Consider the following 18596-nt stretch of genomic DNA (forward strand, 5'->3'; position numbering starts at 1 on the left):
TGCTTGTTTTGTAAAGAAGAGGGAGAAATCAGAGATGAAAAAGATTGAAATTTTTGATCCTGCAATGTGTTGTTCTACAGGAGTTTGTGGACCGAGTGTTGACCCGGAGTTAATTCGTGTTTCAGTAGCAATTAACAATTTGAAGAATAAAGGTATGAATGTTACTCGTTATAATCTTGCTAGTGAACCAGAGGCATTTGCTAATAACAGTGTAATTAGTCAGTTATTAATGGATAAAGGACCAGGTGTGTTACCTATAACTTTAGTAGATGGAATAATAGTAAAAGAAAGAGTTCATTTAACAAATGAAGAATTAACACAATTAACGAATATGACGGAAGAAGAGTTAAGTCAGAAGCCAAAGATACGTTTAAATTTAAACGTAAAAAAATAGAGAAAGAAGTGAAAGGCAATGACAAACCTATTTAATCCAAGCACAATAACATTCACACCATTTTTATTCTTTACTGGTAAAGGCGGAGTAGGAAAAACATCTACTGCATGTGCAACAGCAATTGCTTTAGCTGATATGGGGAAACATGTTTTGTTAATTAGTACTGATCCAGCTTCTAATTTACAAGATGTGTTTGAAATTGAACTAACCAACAAGCCAAAAGTCATTCCTAATGTTCCGAACCTACAAGTAGCTAACCTGGATCCGGAAACAGCGGCTTATGAATATAAAGAACGTGTTGTTGGCCCATACCGTGGAAAGTTGCCAGATACGGTGATTGCTACGATGGAAGAGCAATTATCCGGAGCTTGTACAGTAGAAATTGCATCATTTGATGAGTTCTCTACGTTACTTACAAATAAAGAGTTAACATCGAAGTTCGATCACATTATCCTTGATACAGCACCAACAGGTCATACGTTACGTCTTCTTCAGCTCCCAACGGCTTGGAGTGGTTTCCTAGAAGAAAGTACACATGGAGCTTCTTGCTTAGGACCATTAGCAGGTCTTGGAGATAAAAAAGAGTTATATAGTCAAACGGTTCAAGCACTATCTAATCCGAAACAAACAACGTTGTTGCTTGTTACACGTCCTGATAGTTCTCCGTTACAAGAAGCGCAACGAGCATCTAAAGAATTAAAAGAAATTGGCGTTAGCAACCAATATCTACTTGTAAATGGCATCTTGAAAGACTATTTGCAAGATGATGGTGTTTCAAAAGCATTGTTTATGAGACAATTACGAGCGTTAGAAAACATGGCAGAAGAATTAAAAGGTCTTCCAACTTATGAAATTCCATTAGTACCGTTTAATGTTACTGGCATAGAGAATATGAGAAAATTGGTTCGACCAATAGAGAATCTTTCAATTCTAGATGAAGAACAACAAGAGGTTGCTGTACCTTCTCTTCAAAATTTGATTGCGAATCTTTCTGAGACTGGAAAAAGAGTTATTTTTACAATGGGAAAAGGTGGAGTAGGAAAAACAACTGTAGCCTCGGCAATTGCAGTTGGTCTTGCTGAAAAAGGCCATCATGTACATTTAACTACAACTGATCCAGCAGCTCATATTGATTATGTCATGCATGGAGAACAAGGAAATATTACGATTAGTCGAATTGATCCGAAGGTAGAAGTAGAAAATTATCGTAAGGAAATCATTGAACAAGCAAAAGAAACAGTAGATGAAGAAGGCTTAGCTTATTTAGAAGAAGATCTACGTTCTCCTTGTACAGAGGAAATTGCAGTTTTCCGTACTTTAGCCGATATTGTTGAGAAAGCAAATGATGAAATTGTGGTAATTGATACAGCGCCAACAGGCCATACATTATTGTTACTGGATGCAGCACAAACGTATCATAAGGAAATCGCACGCTCTTCTGGTGAAGTGCCACATTCTGTGAAAAACTTATTACCACGTCTTCGTAATCCAGAGGAAACAAGTGTTGTTATCGTAACATTAGCGGAGACTACACCAGTACATGAAGCAAGCCGTCTACAAGGAGACTTAAAACGTGCAGATATTAATCCAAAGTGGTGGGTTATTAATCAAAGTTTTTATGCAACATATACAAGTGATCCAGTATTAAGAGGAAGAGCGCAGTCTGAAGTACAGTGGATTCAAGCAGTGCAAAAGGAATCACAAAATAACTGTGTTATCATCCCTTGGCAATCGGAAGATATTGTGGGATATGAGAAGCTTAAAACTTTAGCAAAATAAAACATTTTTGATTAGTTACTGTGAAGGGGAGAAATGAAAATGAATATTACAGATAAAGCAAAAGAGTTTATTGAAAATGCTATGAAAGAAAACGGTGTTTCAACACTATGTTTTACATTTGAGGGTGCTGGATGCTGTGGACCAAGCTACGGTATTAATTTAGGAGAAGCGCAAGAAAATGATGTAACAGAAACAGTAAATGGTATTGAAGTTGCCATGGATCCAAAGGTCGTTGAAATTGTAAATACATTGACACTAGACTATGTAGAAGATCAACAAGGTGCAGGTCTTGTGATAAGTGGCGGATCGAATTGTTGCTAAATAATAATTAAGGAGACTAACAAACATGACTAACTTTCACGAACTCGTAAAAGGAAAAGTTGTGGGTTTGAAATAAAGTCATGATGTTTGTAAGAAAGAAGCGAAGCTTTGAACAAAGTTGCGATGTATATAAAAATGATGCGATACTTTATCTCTTTGATCGAAGAATTTTAAATGAATTTGGATTTTTTATTACATGAATTGTCCAATCAAAATGAATCCATTTTGATTAATGTTCTTTTTGAATGGATCCTTTGCTTATTGTACAGTTAGTTTTCTTTAAATGGATTGTGATTTTGAATAAAGTTTGGTTTTCACTTTTTGATCAAACTTTGTTTTAAGGCCACACAATTCAGGATTAAGGTTTTTATGGAGGGAAAGTATAAAAAAAGAAGGAATATACATTGTTGATTCTAAAGAAGGAGTTAGCAGTAATTTGAGGTGAAGATGATTGTGATATTGCATTCCGTAAAAAAGAATGTTACTCTAAAAATAGAATTATGAGAGGACTGATGAATGAATAATGATTAACTAATCTATATTTAAATTTGAAACTAATAACTTCAAACTACAAAATATAGGGTTAGTCTATCCATTTTTTATAAATCAGTTCATACTTTATTTGTCATAATTTCAATGATTAATAAGGACTTATTAAGTATAAGTGAAAGACTAATCCTTCCAATTACAAATTGGGAGGTTTTTTTATTCTCTTATAGGTAAGTTGATATTTATTAATCCGTAACTGTAACCGAACAAATAAAGGAGAGAGAAAAATGAGTAATTCAGACACTATTGTTACACATGTAATGCTCTATATAAGTCGTTAATATCCATCACGCTTATATGGAGGAATTAAAAAATTGATGGATATTCCGACTTTATACGAAAAGTGTTGATATATAAAGGAGGAATTATTATGTCAATGATAAAAGTTCAAGACTTAACTTTTTCATACCCAGGTAGCTTTGATAATATTTTTGAAGGTGTAAACTTTCAAATAGATACAGATTGGAAACTAGGATTTATCGGTAGAAATGGGCGAGGTAAAACGACATTCTTTAATTTATTATTAGGGAATTATGAGTATAGTGGAAAAATTACTGCTTCGGTAGAATTTAATTATTTCCCTTACCCTGTTTCGGATAAGAACAATTTTACTCATGAAATTCTTGAAGAAATTTGTCCCCAAGCAGAAGATTGGGAATTCCTGCGTGAAATATCCTATTTAAATGTTGATGCCGAGGTTATGTACCGACCATTTAAAACATTATCAAATGGAGAACAAACAAAGGTGTTGCTTGCTGCACTGTTTTTGAATGAGGGTCAATTTCTATTAATTGATGAGCCAACAAATCATCTAGACACTGATGCACGAAAGATGGTCTCTGATTATCTAAGGAAGAAAAAAGGGTTTATTTTAATTTCACATGACAGAATCTTTTTAGATGGATGCGTTGACCATATCTTATCTATAAATAGAGCAAATATTGAAGTTCAAAGTGGTAACTATTCTTCTTGGAAGTTAAATTTTGATAGACAGCAGGAACATGAAGAGGCTACAAATGAGCGTCTACAAAAAGACATAGGGAGATTAAAACAGTCTTCAAAGCGTTCAGCAGATTGGTCTCATCAAGTGGAAGCTTCCAAAAATGGAACAAGGAATTCAGGATCTAAGTTAGATAAGGGTTTTGTAGGACATAAAGCGGCCAAGATGATGAAGAAAGCGAAGAACCTTGAATCAAGGCAACAAAAAGCTATTGAAGAAAAGTCAAAATTACTAAAAAATGTGGAGAAAACTGAGTCGTTAAAATTAGAACAATTGAAATCTCAGTCAAATGAATTGGTTGTTTTGGCTGATGTGTCTGTTAAGTATGATGACCAAATAGTAAATGAACCAATTAGTTTCATAGTTGAACAAGGGGACCGAATTGTACTTGATGGAAAGAATGGAAGCGGGAAAAGTAGTATCCTAAAACTAATTCTAGGACATCCAATACAACATACAGGCTCAGTTAATTTAGGTTCAGGACTCATCATTTCCTATGTCCAACAAGATACTTCTCATTTGAAGGGATCGTTATCGGGCTTTATTGAAGAGCACGAGATTGATGAGACGTTATTTAAATCTATCCTACGTAAGATGGATTTTGACCGAATTCAATTTGAGAAAGATATATCTCATTATTCTGGTGGACAAAAGAAAAAGCTGCTTATCGCTAAAAGTTTATGTGAAAAAGCTCATTTATATATATGGGATGAACCATTAAATTTTATTGATATTTATTCGCGTATGCAGATTGAAGAGCTTATTCAACAATTTAATCCCACAATGGTTATTGTTGAGCATGATAAGGCATTTCAACAAACAGTTGCAACAAAAACTATATCTATATAGTTCAAAGTGAATGATTGAAGATATAATCAGTAAATCAAGTCATTAAACGATAGGGCGCTTTAATGGAATGATGAAAAAAGCCTAATTTCTCTACAATCAATTGAGAAATTAGGCTTTTTAATAGGAAAAGTAGAATACATATTAACAGAATGCACTCATAAATGGGAATATGATATAAGACCATAAGGTTTTCCTACTATTTTAGTAAAGAACTTTTTTATACAAGGACATGAGTTTAAGTCAGGATAAAGGACTATTTAAAGATCAGGAACAAAGCATGAAAAAACAGTAATTCATGCTTTGTTTTTTTGTAATGATAATACCCAAAAGATAAGGGGGATGAAATAAATTAAACATGAGATGTTTCAGTTGAAAAGAAAACGTGAAACTTGTCCTTATGGTACATAAGTGTACACAGCTTATACACTGGCCGCATATCTTAAAATAGATGTATAAACCAATCGTGTCAGGAGAGATTTTATGAAAGTCATAATTTTGTGTGGGGGGAAAGGACTAAGGATGCAGGGGATTCTAGAAGATGTTCCTAAACCATTAGTTCGGGTACAGGGAAAGCCTCTCATTTGGCATATTATGAACTGGTATAGTAAATTTGGACATCAGGAATTTATATTGCCGTTAGGATATAAAGGAGAACAAATTAAAGAATATTTCATGAATTATAATTGGAAGGAGTCTGATTTTGTTTTAAATCTTCAAAAAAATCAGTATCACTTGCTTGAGGAACAAAAATCGTGGAATATAAAATTTATTGATACAGGAATAGAAACAATGACTGGAGCAAGGTTGAAAAAGGTTGAAAATCATGTGCAGGATGAACTGTTTTTATTAACTTATGGTGACGGATTAGCACATATAGATATTAATGAGCTTATAAAATTTCATAAAGAAAAAGGAAAAGTTGCAACACTGACTGGCATTAGGAAAAATAGTCAGTATGGCTTATTGCAGGTTGAAAATGGAATTGCTACAGAATTTAAGGAAAAACCCTTACTTGATAGTTTAATAAATGGAGGTTTTTTTGTATTTGATAAAGCGATATTTAATTACTTAAGTGATGAAGATACGTGTATTCTTGAGGAAGAACTATTGCACAATTTAATAAAAAATAACGAACTAGCGGTTTACGAATATAATGGTTTTTGGATTAGTGTGGATACACCAAAAGATTTGAAGGATGCAAATGAAAATTGGGATCCTCATAAAAAATAATTCAAAGGAGTGAAAAGATATTGAACTCTAATGATAGAAAAGGGAATGTACCTCGTCCATTTATTCCCTCTAAAGAAAAAATAAATTTTCAACTATCTAGAAAAATTCCTGTCAAAAATAGGTCCACACATTCTACAGTCAATAAAAATATTCAATTAGATTCTAATAAGAACGTTAGACACGGCAATCATCTTTGCGTCATAGTAGGAACAGAATATGTTTTAAAGGTAATTGCTTTACAACAATCTTTAATGGAGAACACAAAAGAGTGTACATTGTGGATTTGTTGTATTGATTCAGTTGCTTATTCAACATTGAAGGAAATGAATTTGAATCAAGTCATGCTTATACGAGTAGAAGAAATGGAAGATAATCGTTTAAAAAGTATTAAGGCAGAAAGAGAAGTTAATGAATATTGTTGGACTTTGAAGCCTGTTTTCATTGAATATTTACTTGTAAATTTTGAATTACCATCCGTTCTTTATTGTGATGGTGATTTGTATTTTTTCTCTAATCCTGCTGTTATATTTGATGAATGGGGAGGAAATTCTGTTTTTCTTTGTCCGCAGAGGGATCGTGATTGGGTAGAACAAGCATATGGTAAATATCAAGCAGGGTTAATCGGCTTTAAAAATGATTCTCACGGATTAAAAAGTGTAAGATGGTGGAAAGAAAAGTGTTTGGATTGGTGTAGTTCAAATCCTGATAATGAAAGGTTTGGAGATCAAAAATATTTGGATAATATTCCTATTTATTTTCCGAAGGTAAAGGTATCAAGAAATTTAGGAGTAAATGCAGCACCATGGAATTGTATTTACAATAATAATTTTAGTATTTCTAAAAATTTAAACAAAGTATATATTGAGACAGATCAATTAGTTGTGTATCATTTTGCATGCATTACAATTTTTAGTGAAGATGAATTTGATCTTTGGTCCTTAGGAAAAATTGAAATACCTCACAATATACTAGATTGCATTTATACTCCTTATTTAAGCCGAATTCAATCCATTATTAGTGAATTAAAATTAAAAATTGGTGAAGAAGCAAATAAACTCTTAAGTAGTAAACATATTAAAGAAGCAACGACCCCATATAAGAATTCAAATTTAAGAAGACAAATGAATCAGTGGGATAATTTCTTAAATTTCTCATTCATTATAAGTCAAAAATATATTATTCAAGGGCTAACCAGTTACTATTCATTAGCAAAGCAAGCAGAAAACTTTAATGTATGGATTTGTTGTATGGATGATTTTACTTACGAAAGGTTAATAAAATTGCAGTTGAAACACGCTATTATCATTCACGTTAAAGAAGTTGAAAATCAAGAACTCCTTAATGTAAAGAATCAAAGAAGCTTAAAAGAGTATTGCTGGACGTTAAAAGCTCCATTTTGTCTCCATATATTGAAACATTATCCCGAAGTTGATCACATTATATACTGCGATGCAGATATGTATTTTTTTTCAAATCCTAACATAATTTTAAGTGAATGGTGGAAATATTCCGTTTTCCTATGCCCACAAAGAGGTACAACTGAACTTGAAAGCATACATGGGATGTATCAAGCAGGTTTAATTGGATTTAAAAATGATAAAAATGGTGAAGAAATTTTAGAATGGTGGAGAGATAAGTGTATCGAGTATTGTGAAGATAAGTATGAAATGGAATTTAATAGATGGGGAGATCAAAAATATTTAAACCATATTCCTGATGTGTTTTCTAATATTAAAATTATGGATCAAAAAGGGATTAATGCAGCACCATGGAATGTAATTTTGAATAACCAAGATACGATAAGGGTTAAAAACAACAAGATTTTTGTGACTGATGATGAATTAATTGCTTTTCATTTTGGCAGCATGCAAATTTTTAATATGAATGAGTTTGACTTATGGAAACATGAGTACCTTAAGATTGATGAACTCATTTTAAAGGAAATTTACGTTCCTTACATTGAAAGCATCAGAAACACATGTCATATACTCTATAGTAGTCTTATAGAACACCTTACTCCATTATATGTAGAAGCGGCGAATAAGTTTTCAGTAAAAAACTATATCCAATATTCTACCCTATCAATTTAAATGATGACTTAGATTTTAATTTGAAAATATGATGTTTATATATTTTCTCATAATAAAAAATATAAAAAGGATGTAATAAATAATAATGAATAGCCTTTTAAAAGATAATAAGGTACTTGTTACCGGTGGATTTGGATTTATTGGTTCCCACTTCGTACAAAGGTTATTAGAACTTCAGGCCAAAGTAGGCATTTTGACAAGAGAATCATCAAATCCGTGGCGGCTTACTAACGTATTAAGTTGTATGGAAGTGTATAAGGTAGATATACGAAATAAAATACAAGTTCAAAATGCAATCAAACATTTTAATCCAGATTACATTTGTCATCTTGCAGCATATGGAGTGGATTCAAACCATAAAGACTATACGAATGCTGTTGAAACGAACGTTTTAGGGACTATAAATATTATTGAAGCTGCAAAGTTAGTAGAATGTAAGAAAGTTATTAATTTGGGAAGTAGTTCGGAATATGGGAATAAGACTGAATTGATTGATGAAAATGCGGTATTAACTCCTGTAGATATATACGGTAGTAGCAAAGCCGCGGCTACTATAATTGCTCATCAAATCGCTAGTGAAAAAAATATTAACATCATAACCCTTAGACCTTTTGGGATATTTGGTGAAATGGAAGCGTCACATAAACTTTTTGCTCACATCATTTTACAAACATTACAAAATAGGAACGTCGATTTAACTCTATGTGATCAATTGAGAGATTATTGCTATATTGATAATATTGTAGACGTTTGTATTCTAGCAATTGAGAATGATACAGTGCAGAACGATATTTTTAATATCGGAAGTGGTGAAGTTCATCAATTAAAGTATTATGTAGAATTACTCTTTAAATACTTACAGACAGATAAAAAACCGAATTATGGTGCACTTCCTTATAGAGAAAATGAGCGATGGGTTCCTAAACCGAATATTAATAAAGTGAAAAAGATGCTTTCTTGGGAACCGAAAATAGATGTTGAGGAAGGCATTATTAGAACAATTAGTTGGTATAAACAAAATCAACATTTATATTCAAATTTATAAGAAATTTTATAATTTAAAGGTGTGAAGCGCTTGTTAAATGATAATTTTAATCATGTATTTCAAGGAAAAAGGGTTCTAATTACAGGACATACAGGCTTTAAAGGTTCTTGGTTATCGATATGGTTGAGGGAATTGGGGGCAACTGTTATTGGCTATTCTTTGGACCCTAAAAATAAAAATGATAATTTTGTTGTCACGGATCTCCAAAGTGAAATCATTGATATACGGGGAGATATCAGAAATTTCAATAAATTAAATGGTGTTTTTAGTAAATATAAACCCGAAATGGTATTTCATATGGCCGCACAATCACTTGTTAACTATTCCTATCATCACCCTAAATATACGTACGACGTAAATGTTATGGGGACACTTAATGTATTAGAAGCAGTTAGATTACATGAATCAGTTAAAGTATGCATTATGGTTACTAGTGATAAATGTTATGAAAATAAAGAATGGGTTTGGGGATATCGAGAAAATGATTCTATGGGTGGGCATGACCCATACAGTTCTAGTAAAGGGTGTTGTGAACTTTTAATTTCTTCTTATCGAAATTCTTATTTTCATGAGAAAAAATATGAGGATCATCAAAAAATCATTGCGAGTGTTAGAGCTGGCAATGTAATTGGTGGAGGCGATTGGTCTGTAGATAGAATCATTCCTGATTGTATACGTGCATTGGAAAACAATCAAAAAATTATTATTAGAAACCCTCGTGCAGTGCGCCCTTGGCAACATGTTTTGGAACCGTTAAGTGGTTATTTACTTTTATCGGAAAAAATTTTAACAGAGGGAACTCGTTTTTCGGGAGCGTGGAACTTCGGCCCAAAACTAAGCAGCATTGTCCCAGTACAAGAAGTTGTTATTGGGATAATAAAGAGCTGGGGGTCTGGTAGTTGGGAGATTTCAAATGTTCAAGAGGAAGAGTTTCATGAAGCAACATTATTGAATCTTGATATTAGTAAAGCAAAATTCAAACTGAATTGGAGTCCAAGGTGGTCTCTTCAACAGGCATTAGACAGTACGGTAGAATGGTATAAAAATTATAATATGAATATGAGAGAATTATGTGTAAAGCAAATTCAACAATATAGTCAATCATAAGTAAAGAGAATAGCATCTTTCTTATGTTAGGAGGCCAATGATAAAAACGAGACTGAAAAGAAACCTCGAATTACGTAAACTTGTAAAGGGTTGTAAGTTCAAGGTTTTGTTTGTTTTTAGCGAATGAATTCAATTATTTTACTTCTGTCTTTTTAGAGTAAAGGAACTACCTTATTCTTTGATGTTGATTTTCAGTGTGATGAATTATAAAAAAACAGGGAGTGGTAATGAAGAGTAAGAGTCTCCTTTTTAGGGAATAGATAAGAGAACATACTGTTCATTTTATATTTAGACAGAAACGAATCCTAGTTGATAAAAACGTATACCATATGTTAAAAAGGAAGTGTAACATGAACAAAGAAAAAAAGTATACAATTGTCGGTACTGATATTGATGAAGTGAAGAGGCTGAATAAGAATTCTGGTTTATCATATAACGAGGTAAAACAATTATTAGCAAAACAAATGAAGCAAAAGTGAATTTGCGCTTGGCCGTAAACACATTATTTACGGCCAAATGTATATTGTTAAAACTGATTACATACTAGAAAGGCGTTTATGATAGGTGTTCGCTCTTTATAGGCAAGGCTAATTTGACGATGTTTTTTTTGTTTTAGTTTTTTTATTTCAATGTTTCTATGAGATTTAAAAAATAATTCAGGTCCCATGCTTATTCCAATGTTTTGTGAAACCATATTAACTATCGTTTCACAACTCAATATTTCTAATATAATGTTTGGGCAAACTTTATGAGCGGACAAATTTTCTAAAACTAATGATTGATAGGGACCTTTTGGCATAATAAAGTCCATATTAGCAATCGTCTTTATATCAACTGTCTTTTCATTAACGAGCGGATGATTTTTCGGCAATCCTAAAACAATTTCATCTTTCGTAACAGGGATTGATTGGAATTGTTTTTTTGTCTTTTCTTCAATAATAAATCCAACATCTACAGTGCCGTTATGAATCCACTCTACAATCTCTTTGTAAGTACCTTCAAATAGTATCACTTTAATTTCTGAATAGTTTTCTTTAAACTGTGATAGCATTTTGGGTAAGATTTGAGCGGCAGCACTTGTAAATGCACCTATTTTTAAAGTGCCTGCTAGTTGATTGTTTTGAAGAGATATTTCTTGTTTTATAATAGCTTCGCTGTTTAAAATTTGTCGAATATGGGGAAGAATTCGATCTGCAAAAGCCGTTTTTTGAATCTTTGCTTGTTTATTTCGATGCAATAAAGGATAACCAAATTCTTTTTCTAAACTAGAAATAGCATGACTTACTGCGGATTGTGTCATGTTAAGTTGTTCAGCTGCTCTTGTGAAATTCCCTAATTCAACTACTTTTTGGAATACCTCATATCTTGCTATAGTCATGAGTTAAATTCATACCTCCTATGCTAAATATTAATTTCACTAATTTTATTATACCCTTTACGATAGAAATTGGAATAATTGACAAAAGGGTGATGACTTTGAGAAAAATCTTTTTATTAACAATAGGCATGTTTGCGTTAGGGGTAGACGCTTATGTAATGGCAGGAATTTTACCAAGTATTGCGGATGAATTTCATGTATCTATAGGGAAAGCAGGGCAGACTGTAAGTATATTTACATTATGCTATGCGCTTGCCGCACCCTTGTTTGCTGCAATGATGAGTAAAACGAATGCAAAACATATATTATTAATAGCGTTGTCTATTTTCGCATTAGCCAATGTAGTAAGTGCAATTACCAACAATTTTATCATGTTATTAATTTCAAGAGGAATAGCAGGTATAGGTGCTGGTTTGTATTCCCCATTCGCTTCAGCTGCAGCTGTTACATTCGTTCATGAAAACAAAAGAGGTAGAGCGCTAGGAATGATATTACTTGGAATGAGTGCAGGAACGGTAATAGGTGTCCCTTTCGGTATATATATTTCGGATATGTATGGATGGCGAATGACAATATGGTTTATTGCTGTAATCAGTGTAATTGGAATATTAGGCTTATTGTTTAGGTTTCCAGTAATACACTCAACCCATTTGCCAACATTAAAAGAGCGACTAGCGATGTTTCAAAACAAAGCTATTTCATTGGTTATGTTTATAACGATGATACTAAGTTTTTGTAGCTTAGGTTTATACACATACTTAGACCTTATAATAGCTTCTTATGGATTTGAAAAATCAGTAGTTTTCATATGGATGTGGGGAATAGGTGGGATAGGAGGAAGTTTGGTTATAGGATATATAATAGATTTTTATAAGAAACCGAAAATCATATTAGTATATTTAATGGTTATCATGTTTTCATCATTAATATGTATGGGAATTTTTCAGCAAAAAGAAATTTTGATAGCTATTTGTTTAATTTTGTGGGGAGCGACTGGGTGGGCAGGATTAGCGACTCAACAAAAAACGTTAATTGAAATAAGTCCAGAACATGCTACTATCTCTATTGCCTTGCTTAGTTCTATTAATTATTTTGCTGGTTCGATGGGAACAATGGTAAATGGTATATTTTTAGAGAATGGAATAACTCCATTAAATTTACCGTATTTTACAGCTTATTTATTAGTAGTAGCAATTGGATTGCAATTTATTTTAATTGTAAAAAAGAAGTATAGTGAAATAAATCAGTAAGGTATTGTTTATACAAAAATAGTCTAAGTCACGTATTTTGACTTAGACTATTTTTATTTGTTATGGATTTTTTTGAAGAGATTCATACGATATTCAATTGTTTTTTAATTTATTTTAGGTAAAAGAAGTGTAATAAAAAAATTAAATTTTATTTGCATAAACAATTTTATAAAACTGGATGCTATGGTAAAATTTTATGTATTGTGTGCATTCTTATACAAGATAGGTATGTTTATTACAATAATGTACTATTTTTGTAAACCTTTTCTTATGAAATTCGTTTATACTTGTTAAGTGTAAAATATTAGTATTTTATAATTTGAATATTTACATATTTTTTAGAGAAAGATGGGGGTGACTATGAATGCCCACACCAGTAAAGAAAAATGGCCGTTATATGGTTGGATTAGATAGTTTGAGGGGGCTAGCCATACTAGGTGTTATTCTGTATCATATCAATTTTAATTGGTTACCTGGAGGGTTTTTAGGTGTTACTGTGTTTTTTGTACTTTCAGGCTATTTAATTACGGATATTCTAGTTGTTGAATGGAAGGAAAAAAGGAGCATTGACTTGAAAAATTTCTGGTTACGCCGGGCAAGGAGATTGCTTCCAGGAATGCTAGTCATGCTCGTTATAACCTTAGCGTGGATTACCATTTCTCATAGCTCATTACTTTGGAAAATGCGTGGAGATTCGGTAGCAGCTTTATTTTATTTTAGTAACTGGTGGTATATTTATCACAAATTATCCTATTTTGAAAGTTTCGGTACAGTTTCTCCGCTAAATCATTTTTGGTCGTTAGCTGTTGAGGAACAGTTTTATGTAGTTTGGCCGCTTATTATTGGTTTAGGGCTTTCCTATGTGAAAAAACAATCACGTCTGACTCTATATATTTTTCTTGGAGCGATTGCTTCAGCTGTCGCGATGGCAATGATATATGAACCAGGCGCTGATCCAAGTAGGGTTTATTATGGCACCGATACAAGAGCGTTTTCCTTACTGATTGGTGCAGCACTTGCTTTCATTTGGCCAAGCAGTAGATTGGCTCATAAAATTCTTCCAAAGGCTCGTCTCGTTCTTGATGTAATTGGAGGTATAGCTCTTATTGTCATTCTCGTTATGTTTTGGAAGACAAATCAATATGATCCATTTTTATACCGCGGAGGAATGTTCCTTTTATCGATCGCTACTGCAATACTAGTAGCGAATCTCGCTCATCCAGCTAGCCGTATTAGTGCTTTTTTAAGGTTTAGACCTTTACGCTGGATTGGTGTTCGTTCTTATGGGATATATCTTTGGCATTATCCGATTATCACACTAACAAACCCGCAAGGAAGTGCTGGAGAATTTCAGCTTACAAGAGCTATTTTTCAGTTTTTTCTAATTTTGTTTATGGCGCAAATTTCATGGAAATTTATCGAAAATCCAATTCGCAAAGGCGCATTGAAGAATTTTCGATTGCGTAACGTTAGATTAAGAAACTTAGCGTTAGGTGGTAAGTTCGTTTTAGCGTTTGCAATATTTGTTACGGCTACAGCTAGTTTTGGTTTATCAACAGCAGGTAAAGAAAAAGAGAATACTAGTAATAAAGTAGAATCGGTACAAACGGAGCAAAAAGATCAACCTAAACATCCGGATGTTGTTTGGGAAGAGCCAGGTGAAAAACCAGCCGAAAATAAAGAGGAAGGTCATTCTGCGCAGTCTAAAGAATCGGCGACGATTACAGCTATTGGAGATTCAATTATGATCGACGTCACTCCTCATTTAAAAAAAGCTTTTCCTGATATTAATATTGATGCGAAGATTGGCAGGCAAATGTCTGAAGCGACAGCTGCGGTAGACAGAATGAACAAAGAGGGTACTTTAGGTCAGTCTGTTATTATTGGATTGGGCACGAACGGAGCATTTACTACTGAGCAAATAACATCATTAATGCAATCAATAGGTAATGAACGTAAAGTTATATTGGTGAATACAAGAGTGCCGCGCCCATGGGAATCATTGGTGAATAACAAGTTAAAAGAAACAGCGTCAAAATTCTCAAATATTACGCTTGTTGATTGGTATTCAGCAAGTGCTGGAAAGAAGGAATATTTTGAGCCTGATGGGGTTCATTTGACGAAAGCAGGGGAAGAGGCATATACTTCGCTTGTAGTGAAGAGTATAAATAAGTAAACGAATAGAAAATTGACATTAATTACAAATGAGTGAGGTAGTACTTAATTATAGTTTCCAGATGAGAAGAGAGTCGCATGAGTATGCGACTCTCTTTATAATTTAAACAATAATTTTATTTTATGATAATGTATCTTGTAAAAATTGAGAGTATAAATCGTGAAAATAATTTGGGCGAAAGATATTTGCAGCATGACCAGCTAATGGAATTTCTTTATATGAAACATTTGGAAGAATGGATTTTAAATCAAATAAACAAGATTTATAGAGATGATCATGTTCTCCCATTACCCATAAAATTGGTTGTGTAAGTTCTCGTAGTCGGGATTTTAAATCGAAATCCAAACGATGGCGCAGTGACTCTCGAATAATAGATCTGTGTAATTGTAATCCAAATCGATAGTAAATATTTTTAGAAACGATCGCAAATGGATTTGCTTTTAGAATGCCACTTGGAAATATAGTACTTGCATATTGGTAAAGCCAAGAAGAGTACTCACTATTTCGTTTGTCCCAAAACTTTTGAAAGACATTAAATAACTTAGATGGGTTATTGTAATGACCGCCAATATGGCAAAGACTTAATACTTTTTCTGGGTACTTATGAGCAAATATAGTGGCAATATAGCATCCATAGCTTAGGGCACAAATATGAGCTTGCTGGATCCCTTCTTTTTCATATAAATCTGACAATTGTTTTACTAATCGATCTAAAGAAAAATCAATAGCTTGTCCTTTGTCATCACCATGGCCAAGTAAGTCATACGTGATGATGTTATAAGATGATGAAAATAGCTTACATTCTTTTTTAAATGCACGACGATTTCCAACTAATCCATGAATGAATATAATCGTTTTTTTCTCAAAATCTTTTTTTGTTTGCAAAAGTATGCCCCTTTCAAGTCTTTGGTAGAAAAGAAAATAAGTTCTACAAGAATGTTGTTATCACAAGTAAGCTTAGGCACCGATTATGCTCGGAACATAAACATGGATTTATATAATTTAAGTTATTTTTCATGTTTAATAGACTGGTATAAATAATATTAAGTACCAGGTAATAATACCAGATGGTTGTGTGGTTTGTAAAGGTAACTTTCTGACATAGAAATAGTAATGTTGGAAAGTTACATACACTTTGAATTGATAATTGAGGTCTTTTTAACATTTGGAATATTCCATCAATATTGTTTTTTAAAATTATAGTAAAGGCAAGTATGCGAACTGAATTGCATTCTTTTTTATTATATTTATCCATCATTTTTTTAAATGGTTTCTATTAAAATAATTCATTTTATTTATTTGTATTAAAAATATATAATAGCGATTAGGTGAGTGTAAAGGGCTGTTATTGACTTTCTTTCCTTTTTCGTTCAGATGTGTAAGATTAAGGGTGTAAAAAGTTTACCTATGAAGCTAATTATTTCAGAATAGTTAGCTTCATAGATGTTTTAGTAAGGATTTTCTTTCGTATATTTTCTGACAATACTTTTCGTAATGATGGAAATGTGTTTATAACAATAAATTGATGATACAAAAATCTTGTAATCTTTATACGTACATAAACCGTAATTTATGCTATTGAGGATGAAATAATGATTGTACAACAGGAGGCATTATTATGGAGCTGCGTCATTTGAAAACTTTTATTATTGTAGCAGAGAGCGGAGGGTTTACACGGGCTGGAGAGAGGCTCGGGTATACACAATCAACAATCACAAATCACATTCAATCGCTGGAAGCAGCAATTGGAAGTCCATTGTTTGATCGCCTCGGTAAAAAAGTAGTTTTAACTGAAGTAGGAAAGCATATGCTTTCTTATGCGCAAAAAATATTGGCATTATCGAATGAAGCATTGGAATCATCTCAAATGAACGGTGAATCATCAGGAACGATACGTATTGGGGCAAATGAGTCTTTAATGATATATCGATTACCTGTTATTTTATATGAATTTAAAAAGAAGTATCCGCAAGTCCATATCATTTTACAGCCATCAGAGAGCCAGGAGTTGCATAATGAATTAAAGTCAGGAAAATTTGATTTTGCTTTATTTACAAATCCAGAAAAACTAGGTGTAGACATTGTCACTCGTTCACTTGTTAGAGAAACAATTGTACTTGTTGCTCCGCCAGGGCACCCACTAACGAAGCAAAAAGTTGTTACTCCTGCTGATTTAGAAGGAGAAATGTTATTGCTTACTGAGCCAGGGAGTTATCGAGACTTACTAGAAAAATGGTTAAAAGAAGAAGGGATTAGTTGTTCACGTATTCATTTTTGGAGTATAGAGGCAATTAAACAAACTGTTATGTGCGGGTTAGGGTTATCGTATTTACCGCTTATTACAGTTAAAGAGGAAATTGAGCGTGGAAAGTTAATCGCCTTGCCATGGATGCATAGTGAGGATTTTGTTACAACTGAACTGGCGTACCATAAAAATAAATGGTTGACTCCAGCGATGAAGAAGCTAATAGAAATGATAGAGAAACATGCGGAGAAATGGAGAGAGACAATTTAAATTCCTAGGGTATATAGAGATTAGAAACATACACATAGGAATAGACGGGAGGAAAACGTAATGAATGAACGTATGAAAGAGATTATACTTATTGTAGTTGGATCGTTATTATTCGCGATTGGAATTAACTTTTTTGCTATTCCGAACCGATTATCAGAAGGAGGAATTATCGGTCTTACGGTAATTACTTACTATTTGTTTGATTGGTCTCCAGGTACTGTAAACCTTATAATGAACGCTATTTTACTTGCAATTGGATATAAATTTTTCGATAAGAAAACGATGGTATATACAATTCTTGGTATTATAGCTACTTCTTTCTTTTTATATATCACAGAAGGTGTGGCAAGCCCGGTAAATCATGATACATTATTAGCAGCTCTGTTTGCTGGAGTTTTTGTTGGTATTGGTTTAGGATTTATGTTTCGCGCGGGTGGTACATCAGGTGGTTCAGCTATTATTGCTAGGTTAGCAAATCAATATTTAGGCTGGAGTGTTGGGAAAGGTGTACTCATTATTGATATCGTTGTTATTGCTGGCTCAGTATTTATTATTGGACAAGAAAAAGCAATGTATACACTTGTAGCGGTCTTTATCGGTGCAAAGGTTATTGACTTTATTGTGGAAGGATTAGATACAAAAACAGCAGTGACAATTATTTCAAATGATCCAGATACTATTCGGGAGTCCATTATGCAAAATATGACACGAGGTGTAACGGTACTAGAAGGACGAGGTGGTTACACAGGAAATAATAAGGAAGTGTTATATGTTGTTATTAATAAACAAGAACTCGTTCAATTAAAACAAGTTGTAAGCCGAAAAGATAGAAATGCATTCGTTGTTATTCATGATGTACGAGATGTATTAGGTGGCGGCTTTAAAGCAAGTTAAAAAAACTAGCCTTCAAATG

Annotated in this window: 15 protein-coding genes; 13 read left to right on the forward strand and 2 right to left on the reverse strand. The window is 33.0% G+C overall.

Annotated features, from left to right (window positions below):
* Positions 1-34 precede the first annotated feature (34 nt).
* The 9 genes from arsD to Q9306_RS10250 all read left to right on the forward strand — a co-directional run bounded on the left by arsD (position 35) and on the right by Q9306_RS10250 (position 10843).
* The gene (arsD, locus tag Q9306_RS10210) at positions 35-394 is read left to right on the forward strand and encodes an arsenite efflux transporter metallochaperone ArsD (RefSeq protein WP_306197934.1); all 360 of its coding nucleotides are present in this window, start codon (positions 35-37) and stop codon (positions 392-394) included.
* 18 nt (positions 395-412) lie between these two features.
* The gene (arsA, locus tag Q9306_RS10215) at positions 413-2173 is read left to right on the forward strand and encodes an arsenical pump-driving ATPase (RefSeq protein ID WP_306197936.1); all 1761 of its coding nucleotides are present in this window, start codon (positions 413-415) and stop codon (positions 2171-2173) included.
* Between the two features lie 39 nt (positions 2174-2212).
* Positions 2213-2494 carry a HesB/IscA family protein gene (locus tag Q9306_RS10220; protein WP_306197938.1) on the forward strand — a complete coding sequence of 94 codons (282 nt, stop codon included), beginning with the start codon at positions 2213-2215 and terminating at the stop codon, positions 2492-2494.
* Positions 2495-3413: 919 nt separating this feature from the next.
* Positions 3414-4892 (forward strand): Lsa family ABC-F type ribosomal protection protein, encoded by a 1479-nt coding sequence (locus Q9306_RS10225; RefSeq protein WP_306197941.1) that lies wholly within the window; start codon positions 3414-3416, stop codon positions 4890-4892.
* Positions 4893-5372: 480 nt separating this feature from the next.
* Positions 5373-6122 (forward strand): sugar phosphate nucleotidyltransferase, encoded by a 750-nt coding sequence (locus Q9306_RS10230; protein ID WP_306197944.1) that lies wholly within the window; start codon positions 5373-5375, stop codon positions 6120-6122.
* A gap of 20 nt (positions 6123-6142) precedes the next feature.
* Complete coding sequence (locus Q9306_RS10235; protein ID WP_306197948.1) at positions 6143-8212, forward strand: glycosyltransferase; 2070 nt, start codon at positions 6143-6145, stop codon at positions 8210-8212.
* 85 nt (positions 8213-8297) lie between these two features.
* On the forward strand, positions 8298-9257 hold the full coding sequence (locus tag Q9306_RS10240) for an NAD-dependent epimerase/dehydratase family protein (RefSeq protein WP_306197950.1): 960 nt from the start codon (positions 8298-8300) through the stop codon (positions 9255-9257).
* Positions 9258-9287: 30 nt separating this feature from the next.
* Positions 9288-10364, forward strand: coding sequence for a CDP-glucose 4,6-dehydratase (rfbG, locus tag Q9306_RS10245; RefSeq protein ID WP_306197952.1), 1077 nt, complete (start codon positions 9288-9290; stop codon positions 10362-10364).
* Positions 10365-10714: 350 nt separating this feature from the next.
* Entirely contained in the window at positions 10715-10843 is a 129-nt protein-coding gene (locus tag Q9306_RS10250) for a hypothetical protein (protein WP_098918665.1), read from the forward strand.
* 47 nt (positions 10844-10890) lie between these two features.
* On the opposite strand, the gene Q9306_RS10255 is transcribed toward Q9306_RS10250, so the two are convergent.
* Positions 10891-11742, reverse strand: coding sequence for a LysR family transcriptional regulator (locus Q9306_RS10255; protein WP_306197955.1), 852 nt, complete (start codon positions 11740-11742; stop codon positions 10891-10893).
* Between the two features lie 98 nt (positions 11743-11840).
* Here Q9306_RS10255 and Q9306_RS10260 point away from each other — a divergent pair, with 98 nt between their 5' ends.
* Complete coding sequence (locus tag Q9306_RS10260) at positions 11841-12992, forward strand: MFS transporter (RefSeq protein WP_306197958.1); 1152 nt, start codon at positions 11841-11843, stop codon at positions 12990-12992.
* A 364-nt stretch (positions 12993-13356) separates the two neighbouring features.
* Positions 13357-15168, forward strand: a complete 1812-nt coding sequence (locus Q9306_RS10265) for an acyltransferase family protein (protein WP_306197960.1) — start codon at positions 13357-13359, stop codon at positions 15166-15168.
* Positions 15169-15288: 120 nt separating this feature from the next.
* Here the strand turns inward: Q9306_RS10265 and Q9306_RS10270 are convergent, their stop codons facing one another.
* Complete coding sequence (locus tag Q9306_RS10270; RefSeq protein ID WP_306197962.1) at positions 15289-16053, reverse strand: alpha/beta fold hydrolase; 765 nt, start codon at positions 16051-16053, stop codon at positions 15289-15291.
* Between the two features lie 733 nt (positions 16054-16786).
* Here Q9306_RS10270 and Q9306_RS10275 point away from each other — a divergent pair.
* A complete protein-coding gene (locus Q9306_RS10275) occupies positions 16787-17683 on the forward strand; it encodes a LysR family transcriptional regulator (RefSeq protein ID WP_306197965.1) in 897 nt (298 codons plus the stop codon).
* A 60-nt stretch (positions 17684-17743) separates the two neighbouring features.
* Positions 17744-18577 (forward strand): YitT family protein, encoded by an 834-nt coding sequence (locus tag Q9306_RS10280; RefSeq protein ID WP_306197966.1) that lies wholly within the window; start codon positions 17744-17746, stop codon positions 18575-18577.
* Positions 18578-18596: the final 19 nt, after the last annotated feature.

The sequence above is a fragment of the Bacillus multifaciens genome, from assembly GCF_030756675.1.
In the GTDB taxonomy this organism is placed as follows: domain Bacteria; phylum Bacillota; class Bacilli; order Bacillales; family Bacillaceae_G; genus Bacillus_A; species Bacillus_A multifaciens.

Excerpts from the sequence above, each read along its gene's own strand:
- arsD (WP_306197934.1), top strand. The coding sequence starts at position 35 with ATGAAAAAGATTGAAATTTTTGATCCTGCAATGTGTTGTTCTACAGGA.
- arsA (WP_306197936.1), top strand. The coding sequence starts at position 413 with ATGACAAACCTATTTAATCCAAGCACAATAACATTCACACCATTTTTA.
- Q9306_RS10220 (WP_306197938.1), top strand. The coding sequence starts at position 2,213 with ATGAATATTACAGATAAAGCAAAAGAGTTTATTGAAAATGCTATGAAA.
- Q9306_RS10225 (WP_306197941.1), top strand. The coding sequence starts at position 3,414 with ATGTCAATGATAAAAGTTCAAGACTTAACTTTTTCATACCCAGGTAGC.
- Q9306_RS10230 (WP_306197944.1), top strand. The coding sequence starts at position 5,373 with ATGAAAGTCATAATTTTGTGTGGGGGGAAAGGACTAAGGATGCAGGGG.
- Q9306_RS10240 (WP_306197950.1), top strand. The coding sequence starts at position 8,298 with ATGAATAGCCTTTTAAAAGATAATAAGGTACTTGTTACCGGTGGATTT.
- Q9306_RS10250 (WP_098918665.1), top strand. The coding sequence starts at position 10,715 with ATGAACAAAGAAAAAAAGTATACAATTGTCGGTACTGATATTGATGAA.
- Q9306_RS10255 (WP_306197955.1), bottom strand. The coding sequence starts at position 11,742 with ATGACTATAGCAAGATATGAGGTATTCCAAAAAGTAGTTGAATTAGGG.
- Q9306_RS10265 (WP_306197960.1), top strand. The coding sequence starts at position 13,357 with ATGCCCACACCAGTAAAGAAAAATGGCCGTTATATGGTTGGATTAGAT.
- Q9306_RS10275 (WP_306197965.1), top strand. The coding sequence starts at position 16,787 with ATGGAGCTGCGTCATTTGAAAACTTTTATTATTGTAGCAGAGAGCGGA.
- Q9306_RS10280 (WP_306197966.1), top strand. The coding sequence starts at position 17,744 with ATGAATGAACGTATGAAAGAGATTATACTTATTGTAGTTGGATCGTTA.